General features: G+C 42.7%; 12 protein-coding genes. 11 read left to right on the top strand and 1 reads right to left on the bottom strand.

The genetic code is table 11. From position 1 onward, the window contains the following. Positions 1-221: 221 nt before the first annotated feature. The 10 genes from rfbB to ugd all read left to right on the top strand — a co-directional run bounded on the left by rfbB (position 222) and on the right by ugd (position 11,560). The gene (gene rfbB / locus ACQG0S_RS14295) at positions 222-1,307 is read left to right on the top strand and encodes a dTDP-glucose 4,6-dehydratase (protein ID WP_063137675.1); all 1,086 of its coding nucleotides are present in this window, start codon (positions 222-224) and stop codon (positions 1,305-1,307) included. Continuing rightward, positions 1,307-2,206 carry a dTDP-4-dehydrorhamnose reductase gene (rfbD, locus tag ACQG0S_RS14290; RefSeq protein ID WP_063137674.1) on the top strand — a complete coding sequence of 300 codons (900 nt, stop codon included), beginning with the start codon at positions 1,307-1,309 and terminating at the stop codon, positions 2,204-2,206. The genes rfbB and rfbD overlap by 1 nt, the downstream gene beginning before the upstream one ends. A 52-nt stretch (positions 2,207-2,258) precedes the next feature. Continuing rightward, positions 2,259-3,137 (top strand): glucose-1-phosphate thymidylyltransferase RfbA, encoded by an 879-nt coding sequence (gene rfbA / locus ACQG0S_RS14285; protein ID WP_045341336.1) that lies wholly within the window; start codon positions 2,259-2,261, stop codon positions 3,135-3,137. A 3-nt stretch (positions 3,138-3,140) separates the two neighbouring features. Further along, positions 3,141-3,677, top strand: a complete 537-nt coding sequence (gene rfbC / locus ACQG0S_RS14280) for a dTDP-4-dehydrorhamnose 3,5-epimerase (RefSeq protein ID WP_063137673.1) — start codon at positions 3,141-3,143, stop codon at positions 3,675-3,677. A 57-nt stretch (positions 3,678-3,734) separates the two neighbouring features. Beyond that, complete coding sequence (locus ACQG0S_RS14275; protein WP_426750529.1) at positions 3,735-4,976, top strand: oligosaccharide flippase family protein; 1,242 nt, start codon at positions 3,735-3,737, stop codon at positions 4,974-4,976. Further along, the gene (locus ACQG0S_RS14270) at positions 4,973-5,854 is read left to right on the top strand and encodes a glycosyltransferase family 2 protein (RefSeq protein ID WP_161177068.1); all 882 of its coding nucleotides are present in this window, start codon (positions 4,973-4,975) and stop codon (positions 5,852-5,854) included. The genes ACQG0S_RS14275 and ACQG0S_RS14270 overlap by 4 nt, the downstream gene beginning before the upstream one ends. Positions 5,855-5,863: 9 nt before the next feature. Then, positions 5,864-6,979 carry a glycosyltransferase family 4 protein gene (locus ACQG0S_RS14265; RefSeq protein ID WP_063137670.1) on the top strand — a complete coding sequence of 372 codons (1,116 nt, stop codon included), beginning with the start codon at positions 5,864-5,866 and terminating at the stop codon, positions 6,977-6,979. 453 nt (positions 6,980-7,432) lie between these two features. Then, positions 7,433-8,584 carry an EpsG family protein gene (locus tag ACQG0S_RS14260; RefSeq protein ID WP_063137669.1) on the top strand — a complete coding sequence of 384 codons (1,152 nt, stop codon included), beginning with the start codon at positions 7,433-7,435 and terminating at the stop codon, positions 8,582-8,584. A gap of 149 nt (positions 8,585-8,733) precedes the next feature. Further along, positions 8,734-10,140 (top strand): NADP-dependent phosphogluconate dehydrogenase, encoded by a 1,407-nt coding sequence (gene gndA / locus ACQG0S_RS14255; protein ID WP_047053487.1) that lies wholly within the window; start codon positions 8,734-8,736, stop codon positions 10,138-10,140. A gap of 253 nt (positions 10,141-10,393) precedes the next feature. Further along, positions 10,394-11,560 (top strand): UDP-glucose 6-dehydrogenase, encoded by a 1,167-nt coding sequence (gene ugd, locus ACQG0S_RS14250; RefSeq protein WP_038416357.1) that lies wholly within the window; start codon positions 10,394-10,396, stop codon positions 11,558-11,560. Positions 11,561-11,609: 49 nt separating this feature from the next. Here ugd and ACQG0S_RS14245 read toward each other — a convergent pair whose 3' ends face one another. Next, positions 11,610-12,614 (bottom strand): NAD-dependent epimerase, encoded by a 1,005-nt coding sequence (locus ACQG0S_RS14245; protein ID WP_063137668.1) that lies wholly within the window; start codon positions 12,612-12,614, stop codon positions 11,610-11,612. Between the two features lie 194 nt (positions 12,615-12,808). Between ACQG0S_RS14245 and wzzB the strand changes: the two genes are divergently transcribed. After that, the gene (gene wzzB / locus ACQG0S_RS14240; protein ID WP_063137667.1) at positions 12,809-13,789 is read left to right on the top strand and encodes an LPS O-antigen chain length determinant protein WzzB; all 981 of its coding nucleotides are present in this window, start codon (positions 12,809-12,811) and stop codon (positions 13,787-13,789) included. Positions 13,790-13,815: the final 26 nt, after the last annotated feature.

The following is a 13,815-nucleotide window of genomic DNA, read 5'->3' as shown; positions in this document are numbered from 1 at the left end:
TGATTTGTAACGATTTGTGCTTGTTTCCGAATCCATTTAGGACGACAATTAACGCCAGTTTTTGTCTGAAATCAGACAGTCAATTTTATATTCAACACTCGCTCAGTGCACTGGTAGCTGTTAAGCCAGGGGCGGTAGCGTGCAAAAATTTCTAATCCTGAATTAATACCAGGATTAAGAACGCCGATATCTCGACATATCTACAAAACGGAATAGATAACGTGAAAATTCTTGTAACGGGTGGAGCCGGCTTTATCGGCTCAGCGGTTGTACGACATATTATTACCAATACCCAGGATGAAGTCGTCAACTTGGATAAACTGACGTATGCCGGTAACCTGGAATCCCTTAACGATGTCAGCGCCAGCGAACGTTATGTGTTTGAGCATGCGGATATTTGTGATAAAGCGGCTATGGACCGTATTTTTGCTGAGCATAAACCGGATGCGGTGATGCACCTGGCGGCAGAAAGCCACGTTGACCGTTCCATTACCGGCCCGGCGGCATTTATTGAAACCAACATTGTTGGGACCTATGTGCTTCTGGAAGCTGCCCGTGCTTACTGGTCAACGCTCGATGACGCAGCGAAAAAAGCGTTTCGCTTCCATCATATCTCCACCGATGAAGTTTACGGCGATCTGCCGCACCCGGATGAACATCCGGCATCCTCAGAGCTTCCGCTGTTTACCGAAACCACTGCCTATGCGCCAAGCAGCCCGTACTCTGCCTCCAAAGCATCCAGCGACCATCTTGTTCGTGCCTGGCTGCGCACTTACGGCTTCCCGACCATCGTGACTAACTGTTCGAATAACTACGGACCGTATCATTTCCCTGAGAAGCTGATCCCACTTGTGATCTTGAACGCCCTTGACGGTAAAGCGTTGCCGATTTACGGCAAAGGCGACCAGATCCGTGACTGGCTTTATGTAGAAGATCATGCGCGTGCGCTTTACACCGTAGTGACTCAGGGCAAACCGGGTGAGACTTACAACATCGGTGGTCATAACGAAAAGCAAAACCTGGACGTTGTGCACACTATTTGCGATCTGCTGGATGAGATCGTCCCGAAAGAAGGCTCGTACCGCGACCAAATTACGTATGTTGCCGATCGCCCAGGACATGACCGCCGCTATGCGATTGATGCGCATAAAATTGGGGTGGAACTGGGCTGGAAGCCTGAAGAGACGTTCGAAAGCGGAATTCGTAAGACCGTGGAATGGTATCTGAGCAACCAGGAGTGGGTTAATAACGTAAAAAGCGGTGCTTATAAAACCTGGATCGAACAGAACTACGGGGAACGTCAATAATGAATATTCTTCTGTTCGGCAAAACAGGGCAAGTGGGCTGGGAGCTTCAGCGCGCGCTGGCTCCACTTGGCAATCTGATTGCGCTTGATGTGCATTCTAAAGATTACTGCGGTGATTTCAGCAACCCGGAAGGGATTGCTGAGACGGTTCGTAATATTAAACCTGACGTGATCGTCAATGCAGCCGCACACACCGCAGTGGATAAAGCAGAGTCGGAACCAGAGTTTGCGCAGTTACTGAATGCGACAAGCGTTGAGGCTATCGCGAAAGAAGCTGCAAAGATTGGCGCCTGGGTTGTTCACTACTCCACGGATTACGTCTTCCCCGGTGATGGCGAAACCCCCTGGAGTGAGACGGATGCGACGGCACCGCTGAATGTTTATGGTCAGACGAAACTGGATGGCGAGAAAGTATTGCAGGATAACTGCCCTAATCACCTGATTTTCCGTACCAGCTGGGTATATGCAGGTAAAGGCAACAATTTTGCTAAGACCATGCTGCGTCTGGCGAAAGAACGCAAGGAACTTTCCGTCATTAATGATCAGGTGGGTGCCCCAACCGGCGCTGAGCTGTTAGCCGACTGTACCGCACACGCCATTCGTGTAGCGATGATGAAACCCGAAGTTGCCGGGCTTTATCATCTGGTCGCTTCTGAGACGACAACCTGGTACGACTATGCGGCGTTGGTGTTTGAGGAAGCCCAAAAGGCAGGCGTTGAGTTGGCGATTGAAAAGCTGAATGCTGTACCAACTACGGCATATCCGACGCCTGCGCGTCGCCCGCATAACTCACGCTTAAATACCATGAAGTTCCAGCAGAACTTCAACCTGGTATTACCAGCATGGCAGGTTGGTGTGAAACGTATGCTTGCTGAGCTTTTCACGGCACAATCCATTTAATCAATTGAAAAATGCCCGTTTACGGGCATTTCGTGTTTATAGAGAAATTATAATGGCTACACGTAAAGGTATTATCCTTGCCGGCGGATCCGGCACTCGTCTCTACCCTGTGACCATGGCTGTAAGCAAGCAACTGCTGCCAATTTACGACAAACCCATGATTTACTACCCGCTGTCTACGCTGATGCTGGCAGGGATTAAAGATATTCTGATCATCAGTACGCCGCAGGATACTCCGCGCTTTGAACAGCTGCTGGGGGACGGTAGCCAGTGGGGGTTAAACCTTCAGTATAAAGTTCAGCCAAGCCCGGACGGACTGGCACAGGCCTTTATCATTGGCGAAGAGTTTATTGGTGACGATAGCTGTGCGCTGGTGCTGGGCGATAACATTTTCTATGGTCATGACTTGCCGAAACAGCTGGAAGCCGCAGTAAACAAAGGTGACGGTGCAACCGTATTCGCCTACCACGTCAATGACCCTGAGCGTTATGGTGTGGTGGAGTTCGATAAAGATGGTACGGCAATCAGCCTGGAAGAGAAACCGCTCGAGCCGAAGAGCAATTATGCCGTTACGGGACTCTATTTCTACGATAACGATGTAGTGGAAATGGCGAAGAACCTGAAGCCTTCTGCACGCGGTGAGCTGGAAATTACCGACATTAACCGTATTTATCTTGAGCAGGGGCGTTTGTCCGTTGCGATGATGGGGCGTGGATATGCGTGGCTGGATACAGGAACCCATCAGAGCCTGATCGAGGCGAGCAACTTTATTGCGACAATTGAAGAGCGTCAGGGATTGAAAGTGTCCTGCCCGGAAGAGATTGCGTATCGCAAAGGGTTTATTGATGCTGAGCAGGTGAAGAAGCTGGCTGAACCATTGAAGAAAAATGCCTATGGCCAATACCTGTTGAAGATGATTAAAGGTTACTAAGACATGAATGTAATTAAAACTGATATTCCAGATGTGCTGATTTTTGAACCAAAAGTATTTGGTGACGATCGTGGGTTTTTCTTTGAAAGTTTCAGCCAGAAAGTATTTGAAGAGGCGGTAGGGCGTAAAGTTGAGTTTGTGCAGGATAATCACTCAAAATCCTGCAAAGGCGTTCTGCGTGGCTTGCATTACCAACTGGAACCGTATGCACAGGGCAAACTGGTACGTTGTGTCGCTGGTGAAGTTTTTGATGTTGCGGTTGATATTCGTAAATCTTCGCCAACGTTTGGGAAATGGGTTGGTGTCAATCTTTCTGCTGAAAATAAACGACAGCTTTGGATCCCTGAAGGGTTTGCACACGGATTTTTGGTGTTGAGTGATACGGCTGAGTTTGTTTATAAGACGACAAATTATTATCATCCTGAAAGTGATAGAGGACTAATTTGGAATGATTCAGACCTCCAAATTGACTGGCCTCTTCAAAATACACCTTTACTTTCTTCGAAAGATATGCAACAGCCATCCTTCAAATCCCTCTGAACAAAGCATAAACCCTACAGATTTATTTTTTGTAGGGTTTAGCCTTTTAATAAGATCATGAGAAAATTTATCAGAGACGTCCCCCTTAAATCTATTTTTCATCTTTTTTTAGTTAGAGGCAGTATTTATCTTTTTCCATTTATCACATTACCAGTAATAACACGCAGCCTTGGTGTAACACAATTCGGTATATTATCAATGTTTTTGGCTGCTCAACAATATCTGATAATGCTGGTGGAATATGGCTTTACATTAACAGGCGCAAGGGATATTTCCAGAACGGTACACAAATACGACGAAAACAAAATACTGAGCGAAATTTTAAAGTGCCGCTTTTTGATTTTTCTGGTTTGTACTATCTTTGTTGTTTCTACTTATTTTTTACTCCCTGAGTATGGATATTCATTCTGTTACCTAATATTATTAATGGCAGTTTTGAGTTCTGTATGTAACCAAACTCACTTTTTTATCGGGAAGGAGAGGACGGGGTTTATAGTTATATCAACTGCCATAGCAAGAATTCTATCAATCTTAATTGTGGTTCTATTTGTAAGAAATAAAGATGATATATATATTGCGATGCTCGCATATTCATTAAACGTAGCGTTACCCAATATTCTTTCTATTTTTTATTTGCAGTTTGTATTAAAATATAATTCATTCTATAAAACGTCCTGGGAAGGATTAGTATTAAGGTTTAAAAGCGGGTTTGATATTTTTATCTCAAATGTATTTACTAATGTGTACAGTACATTAACGCTGATTTATCTAGGTTCTGTTCGCGGGCCAACAGAAACGGGTTATTATTCGAGTGCGGAAAAATTAAAGGCCGCAGCACAAGGGGTACTTTCACCTATTGCGCAAGCTTTTTTCCCAAGAATATCTAAAAAAGAAGGACGGGAGTTTTATCTATTGTGGCGTAAGTCAACGTTAATACTTGTTGGCTTTTCGGTGTTTATTGTTACTGGCTTATTATTATTTAGTCAGCTAATTTATAAAATATTTTTAGGGCAGCAGTATTTCGCTGGTTTACCTATTTATTATATTTTGTCATTTAGTATAATTTCTATATCTTTCGGCATAGCCTATGCACAGAACTTATATTTGATACAAGGCAAAACCAAACTCTTAAGAATGATATATTTTGTGGTTTCGATCCTTCACATAATACATATGCCTTTGTTAGTTCATTTCTTCGGAGCTATCGGCGCAGCACTATCGGTATTAATCACTGAAACCCTTGTTTCGTTGCTCATGTATATTTTCAGAAAAAAATGCTTCTTATGGAGTCAAACTTGAAGATTTTCGCATTAATTGTGACGTATAATCCAGACTTAAATTCCTTTAGCAAAAACCTTGATGCTATTAATAATCAAGTAGAAAAGGTAATTATTGTCGATAATAGCAATGATGCTACTTGCCAGGATAACCTCAAAGCCTATCTTAAAGAAAAAAATGACACTATACTCATTCAACCAAAAGAAAATTTAGGTATCGCTTATGCACAAAATATTGGTTTTGTGCAAGCTATTAAGGATAATGCAGACTATATTGTAACTTTCGATCAGGATTCATCTGTAGAAGACGGTTTAATTGCAGAACTTTATAACGAGTACAAAAAAGTCGAAGCATTAAATGGCATTAAAATTGCTTGTATTGGACCATCAGTTATCAATGAAAGAAACAATACCCGGTATGATAAATATTTCCGAAATAGTACTAAAGTAAATGATTCTGTATATAGTGTTAAATCTATTATTTCTTCAGGTACACTATATAATGTAAATGTCTTTGCTGCCATAGGCTTAAACAAAGCAGAATGGTTCATTGATTCTATCGATATTGAATGGTGTTATAGAGCAAGATATCTGGGTTATCATGTGTTAATGACAACTAAGGTTGCTATGAAACATAATCTTGGCGCTAAAGATATGCATCTTCCGTTAGGGAAATCTATTAATATCGGCTCTCCATTTAGATTGTATTATGTTTATCGTAATTGGGTTTTTTCACTTCGAGAGCCTCAATTCGAATTAGCCTATAAACTTAAATTATTGATTTTGATGCCTATTAAGTTCATTATTTTCGCTAACGTATCGCCACGCAAATCAAGGATGTCCTTTATGCTGCGTGGTTTTAAAGATGGCGTGATGAAAAAACATTCTTTTTTAAAATAAGTTTATTAAATGAAAATTTCGATCACTGCAAACACCAGTTGGTATATTTATAATTTCCGCAGAAATACTATTTTGGCACTAATAAATAGTGGGCATGAAATAATTGCGGTATCATCTGATCTTGATTATAAAGACAAATTAGAATCATTGGGCTGTAAATATGTTCAAATCGAAATGCAGAGATGGGGTAAAAACCCGTTCTTCGATTTAAAAACAATCTATGATTTCTATAAGATCTTCAAAAAAGAAAAGGTAGAACTAACATTAAATTTCACACCAAAAAATAACATATATGCAAGTTATGCTGCGAGCTTTCTCAATATTAAAATTATTAATAACATAGCTGGTCTTGGCGTAGTCTTTATTGAAAATAACCTTTTTTCTCGGCTTGTTTCATTTCTGTATAAAACAAGTCAAAAAAAAGCGGACTATATCTTCTTTCAAAATAATGATGATAAACAGCTTTTTATCGATTTAGGAATCGTGCGCTCCGAAAATTGTGATCGGTTGCCTGGGTCAGGTGTTGATCTATCGCGCTTTGAATATTCTGCTATGAGTACTTCTAATAAAATTAGATTTTTATTAGTAGCTCGATTAATTGCAGAAAAAGGTGTCCGTCTATATGCTGAAGCAGCCAAAGAATTAAAAAAGCGTTATTCTAATTTAGAATTTTGTTTGTTGGGACCATTAGATACATGTAGTGCTTCCGCTATAAAAAGTGATGAAATTGAAGCATGGCAAAACCAAGAAATAATCAATTATTTGGGGTTTACAGATCATGTTGAAAATGAATTAAAACTTTCTGATTGCATAGTACTTCCTTCATATTACAGAGAAGGTGTACCTAAGTCGCTTTTAGAAGCAGCCGCGATTGGTAGGCCAATAATTACTACAGACAATGTAGGATGTAAAGAGGTTGTTGATGATGGCGTCAATGGTTTCCTGTGTGAACCAAGATCTATGACTAGCCTCATGTATAATCTTGAAAAATTCATTTTATTATCGCCTATTGAAAAAGAAAAAATGAGCGCGAAAAGCAGAGAGAAAGTCCAGAAAGAATTTGATGAAAAGATTGTTATTAAAAAGTATTTAGATGTTATAAATAACTTATCGAATCATATTTAAGAAGATGGTGTTTCTATTAGAACTTTTACATCGTCCTTTTGAGAAAATTGGATGACCTTAAATACAATTAATGTACAATGAATGATTTTATATAAATCAAAAAAATATCCACGGCTTGATTTATATCTGTCGTCAAGATTTTATGTTGATAATTTTATTAAAGAATTGATTTTTTTAATATGTGAAGAATAAATTTTGATGCCTTTGTTTTGTATTCATTGTATTTATTATTCTCAAAGATTTTGCTGTTAATATTATATTTTTCAACCATGTATATTTATGCAATAACTTTTGCTAATACAAGCTATTAAATAAGAATAAATGCTCTGAATGAGAGATGACGTCTAGAATCACTATCATACGAATAGATATGCTATAACCTACATTAAGTAATTTATCAGTTATTTATTTTTTAGGTATATGGGCTTGCCAAAACAGCATGGAGTCGGAAATATGCCCTGGATTTTTTTAATTATATTTAGTTTATTCTGTGTAGCTGTATGCGCGATTAATCAAAGTTATTCAAAGGTAATGTCTTTTGCTCTAACTGCAATGTTCACTGTATTTTTTACTATTTATTACTTTAATGGTGTGGATTGGTTAAATTATTATTATGTCTTTGATTATTTCAAGGGCGCATTTGATATTCGATATGATTTGCTTTTCAATACTTATTTATATATCGCTGCAAATTTTATTGGTGTATTTCAGCTTGTAATATTTATTTTTTATTTCTTTTCTTTCTTTTTACTCTATAAATTGACAAAAAATAGTTGTATTGTCATAAATGGACCTGCATTTATTACTTGCGTTGTCTTTTTAGGAGGCATGGCTTTAGTTTTAGACCAAATACGCCAGTTTGTGGCGATTTGTATTTCTTTCTTTGCATTCAATCATCTCCTACAGGGTAATACGAAAAAATTCTATAAGTTTATATTATTTGCTGCTCTGTTCCATTATTCCGCACTGTTTGTTCTGTTGTTTAGGGTGTTAATTAACTTAAAGAAAAAAAGAATTATTATTGCTGGCCTGGTTGTTGTGGTTTCCTTTGTTTTTCTCGGCGGTGTGATAATTTTTAATTTAGGGTTTGTATCTAATATTCCAGTAATTGGTTTAGAACTTTATAGAAAAGTTGCTATATATGTTCGTGAGTTGGATACCTTTAAGGCAGAGATAGGTTTTGGTGTATGTGCTGATATTCTTATTATTTTTTACTATTTGTTGCGAAGGGAAAGATACAATCAGTTAGATAAACTGTGGGCGTTGGCATTTATGTCTGCATGTTTTCACATAGCATTCTACTTTATGCCTGCATTTTCACGATTTAACTATTTTTCAATTCTACCTCTATCTTATATATTTAGTCATGCGCTTACAAGCCGAAGAAATAAAATGGGGGTCGCACAGTTTGGGACCATTTTGGGGGCTGTCTCGTTAACTATACTAATAGTGACAGTGAAGACATTCACTGATCCAAAGAGGCCGTCATGGGATGAATATTCACCAAGTGCGATCCTATTCAATTCTCAGGAATTAGATAATCTGAGAAGCATTCGATGCGCAGCATTAAAGAATGAAATTGAGGATTTTTGCGCAACTTATTAAAAATGATTTCGCATTAAAGGTCATGATAGCTAACACTACGCAATTTCACTTTTTTTGTGCTATCCATGGGTAAGCTACCTGGGTTAATATTTATAATACATTTCAAGCCGCGCAACAGTCGCGGCGACCACACCTGACAGGAGTATGTAATGTCCAAGCAACAGATCGGCGTTGTCGGTATGGCAGTGATGGGGCGCAACCTGGCGCTCAACATCGAAAGCCGTGGTTATACCGTCTCCGTTTTCAACCGCTCCCGTGATAAGACCGAAGAAGTCATCGCTGAGAATCCAGGCAAGAAACTGGTTCCTTTCTATACGGTTAAAGAGTTCGTTGAGTCTCTGGAAACACCTCGTCGTATCCTGTTAATGGTGAAAGCGGGCGCAGGTACCGACGCTGCTATCGATTCACTGAAACCTTATCTGGATAAAGGCGACATCATTATTGATGGCGGCAACACCTTCTTCCACGACACCATTCGTCGTAACCGTGAACTGTCTGCTGAAGGCTTCAACTTCATTGGTACCGGCGTATCCGGCGGTGAAGAGGGCGCCCTGAAAGGTCCATCCATCATGCCTGGCGGTCAGAAAGAAGCGTACGAACTGGTTGCGCCAATCCTGACTAAAATCGCAGCCGTAGCTGAAGACGGCGAGCCGTGCGTGACCTATATCGGTCCTGATGGCGCTGGTCATTACGTGAAGATGGTTCACAACGGCATTGAATACGGCGATATGCAGCTGATTGCTGAAGCCTACTCTCTTCTGAAAGGCGGCCTGAACCTCTCCAACGAGGAGCTCGCAGAGACCTTCACCGAGTGGAACAAAGGCGAGCTGAACAGCTACCTGATCGACATCACCAAAGATATCTTCACCAAGAAAGATGAAGAAGGTAAATACCTGGTTGATGTGATTCTGGATGAAGCTGCGAACAAAGGTACCGGTAAATGGACCAGCCAAAGCTCTCTGGATCTGGGTGAGCCATTATCCCTGATCACCGAATCCGTATTTGCACGTTATATCTCTTCTCTGAAAGAGCAGCGTGTTGCAGCGTCTAAAGTGCTGTCTGGTCCTCAGGCTAAACCCGCAGGCGATAAAACTGAGTTCGTTGAGAAAGTCCGTCGTGCGCTATATCTGGGTAAAATCGTCTCCTATGCGCAGGGCTTCTCCCAGCTGCGCGCGGCGTCAGATGAGAACAACTGGGATCTGAACTATGGCGAGATTGCGAAAATCTTCCGTGCTGGCTGTATCATTCGCGCACAGTTCCTGCAAAAAATCACCGATGCCTATGCAGAAAATGCAGGTATCGCAAACCTTCTGCTGGCACCTTACTTCAAGCAGATTGCTGACGAATATCAGCAGGCACTGCGTGATGTTGTTGCGTACGCGGTGCAGAATGGTATCCCGGTTCCTACCTTCTCCGCTGCGGTGGCGTACTACGACAGCTATCGTGCTGCCGTTCTGCCAGCGAACCTGATTCAGGCACAGCGTGACTACTTCGGTGCGCATACCTATAAGCGTACGGATAAAGAAGGTGTGTTCCACACCGAATGGCTGGATTAATCTGATTTAACTCAGTCTGATAGCATGGCCCGGTGAGTCTCACCGGGCTTTTTTTATCGCTTTCAGGCCCATGTTGACTTACTTTCCCCAGCCCACTCCTTTTATTGCCGCATAAATCACTACGTTTATCCCTTTCTGAAGCAAGGCATTCGTCTTGACAGTCCCTCAACTTAAGAGGTAAAAACCTCAACAGTTGTTTATTGCGGTGGTGTGCTTACGCCTCCAGAAACTCAAACTTGAAGAAGTTAAACGAATGAAAATAACTATCTCCGGAACAGGCTATGTTGGTCTCTCAAACGGTATCCTGATCGCACAAAACCATGAAGTGGTTGCATTGGATATCGTGCAGGCAAAAGTGGACATGCTTAACCAGAAGAAGTCCCCGATCGTCGATAAAGAGATTGAAGAGTACCTGGCGACCAAACCGCTGAACTTCCGCGCAACCACGGACAAAGAAGACGCTTACCGCGATGCGGATTTTGTCATCATTGCCACGCCGACCGACTACGATCCCAAAACTAACTACTTCAATACCTCTACCGTTGAAGCGGTGATCAAAGACGTTACGTCAATCAACCCTAATGCGGTGATGATCATCAAGTCGACGATTCCAGTAGGCTTCACCAAATCTATCAAAGAAGAGTTGGGTATTGATAATGTCTTCTTCTCGCCGGAGTTTCTACGCGAGGGCAGGGCGTTATACGATAACCTGCACCCATCCCGTATCGTGATTGGCGAGCGTTCCGAGCGTGCAGAGCGTTTTGCTGCCTTGCTCCAGGAAGGCGCCATTAAAAAAGACGTGCCGGTGCTGTTCACCGATTCCACCGAGGCAGAAGCGATTAAGCTTTTCGCTAACACCTATCTGGCCATGCGCGTGGCTTACTTCAACGAGCTGGACAGCTATGCCGAGAGTTTAGGTCTGAATACCCGTCAGATCATCGAGGGCGTATGTCTCGACCCGCGTATCGGTAACCATTACAACAACCCGTCATTCGGTTACGGCGGCTACTGTCTGCCAAAAGATACCAAGCAGCTGCTGGCAAACTATCAGGCAGTGCCGAACAACCTGATTTCCGCTATTGTGGATGCCAACCGCACGCGTAAAGACTTCATCTCAGATTCTATTCTCGCGCGTCAGCCGAAAGTGGTGGGCGTGTATCGCCTGATCATGAAGAGCGGTTCCGATAACTTCCGCGCTTCTTCCATTCAGGGGATCATGAAGCGTATTAAGGCGAAGGGCGTGCAGGTCATTATTTATGAACCGGCCATGCAGGAAGACGAGTTCTTCCATTCACGTGTGATCCGCGATCTGGATGCGTTTAAGAAAGAAGCGGACGTGATTATCTCCAACCGTATGGCGGAAGAGCTGGCGGACGTGAAAGATAAAGTCTATACCCGCGATTTGTTCGGCAGTGACTAATCAAAATCGTGATATAAAAAAACCCGGCAATCTGCCGGGTTTTTTGTTTTTAAACGTTATAGAAGTTGCGGTACCAGTCGACGAAGTTTTTCACGCCTTCTTTGACTGAGGTTTGTGGTTTAAACCCAATAACGTCATACAGAGCTTTGGTGTCCGCACTGGTCTCCAGCACGTCCCCCGGCTGGATCGGCATCATATTTTTCACCGCTTCTTTGCCCAGCGCCTCTTCAAGCGCAGTGATGTAATCCATCAGTTCGACAGGTGAACTGTTACCGATGTTATACACGCGATACGGGGCAGAGCTGGTTGCTGGCGAACCGGTTTCGACTGTCCAGTCTGCGTCGGCCTGAGGAATGACGTCCTGTAGGCGAATAATCGCCTCCGCAATATCATCGATATAGGTGAAGTCGCGCTTCATCTTGCCGTAGTTGTATACGTCGATGCTGTTGCCTTCAATCATAGCTTTGGTGAATTTAAACAGCGCCATGTCCGGGCGTCCCCAGGGGCCATAGACGGTAAAGAAGCGCAGGCCAGTGGTCGGCAGGTTGTACAGATGCGAATAGGTATGCGACATCAGCTCATTGGCTTTTTTGGTTGCCGCATACAGGGATACCGGATGGTCTACGGAGTCGTCAGTAGAAAATGGCATCTTACGGTTGAGGCCATAAACGGAACTGGATGAAGCATACAGAAGATGCTGAACCTTGTTGTGGCGACAGCCTTCCAGCACGTTTAGGTGACCTACCAGGTTAGCATCTGCGTAGGCATGCGGGTTTTCCAGCGAGTAACGCACGCCCGCCTGTGCGGCAAGATGGATCACGCGGTCAAATTTCTCCTCAGCGAATAGCGCGGCCATGCCCTCGCGGTCCGCTAAGTCCAGCTTGTGGAAGGTGAAATTCTCGGATTTGAGCAGATCGAGACGGGCGAGCTTAAGGTTTGGGTCATAGTAATCATTCAGATTATCAATACCAACAACTTCATGCCCTGCATCAAGCAGGCGCTTGCTGACATGAGAACCGATAAAGCCCGCCGCGCCAGTAACCAAAAATTTCATAGCTTCCCTCATTTAATCTGTGTTCTTATTGATGCCAGTGGGCATCAAAGTCTGTCTATAATAACTCGTTAAACTAGACATACATAACCCATCTTTCCGATATAACTCATCGGATTCTTATAGAAAATTCCTCAGCAACAGATACACTATGGAAACAAGATTATGTTTGCCCTTTTTCATCTGTTAGGGATTGTATGACGCAAAACAACAATAACCTGGTCGCACGCAGTAATGACTCGGAACAAATTGATTTTCTCGATTTAGTGCTGCAATTGTGGAGTGGTAAGTGGGTAATAGGGACGTTCATCGCTGTATTTATCGTTCTTGCTGCTGTATACATCACTGTTGTCCAAGAAAAATGGACATCATCTGCTATCATTGCCCAGCCTGATGCAGCACAAATTGCAACCTATTCTAATGCTCTGAACATACTCTATCGTGGCGCTGGCCCTTCAATGACCGATATACAGAATCGTGCCATTGGTCGTTTTAACTCATCCTTTTCAGCCTTAGCACAAGCCTTGGAAAACCAAGAAGAACCGGAAAAACTCTCTATCGAACCTACTGTTAAAGGTCAGATGTTACCATTAACTGTAAGCTATCAGGGTGAATCGGCTGAAGCAGCGCAAAAGCAGTTGGCGCAGTACATCCAACAGGTCGATGAGCAGACGGCAAAAGAGCTGACGCTTGATCTTAGCGATAACCTCAAGCAGCAGATTACAACCTTAAACGACTCCCTTCAAAACCAAGAGAAGGTCGCGCAGGAGCAAAAAGATCTGCGTATTAAGCAGATTACTGAGGCACTAAAAAACGCAGAAGCCGCGAAAATCAGTGGTCCTCAGATTCAGCAAACACAGGATGTGACCCAAGAAACCATGTTCCTGCTGGGTAGTGAAGCCCTGAAATCGATGATTGAAAACGAAGCGTCTCGTCCGCTGGTTTTTACTAGTCTATATTATCAAACTAAGCAGAATTTGCTGGATATTCAGAATCTCAACGTTAACCCAGACACTATTCACGTCTACCGTTACGTCATGAAGCCGAACCTACCTATCCGACGTGACAGCCCTAAAAAGGCCATCACCCTCATCCTTGCCGTTCTCCTCGGCGGGATCATCGGTTCTGCTGTCGTCCTTGGCCGTAACGCGCTGAGAAACTACAAACCAAGAGCCTGATTTACACACAAAAAAAGACCGGGTTT

Origin of the sequence: Enterobacter cloacae complex sp. 418I7, assembly GCF_050030705.1 — a bacterium.
Classification (GTDB): Bacteria; Pseudomonadota; Gammaproteobacteria; order Enterobacterales; family Enterobacteriaceae; genus Enterobacter; species Enterobacter intestinihominis.
This window is presented reverse-complemented; position numbering and strand designations above follow the sequence as displayed.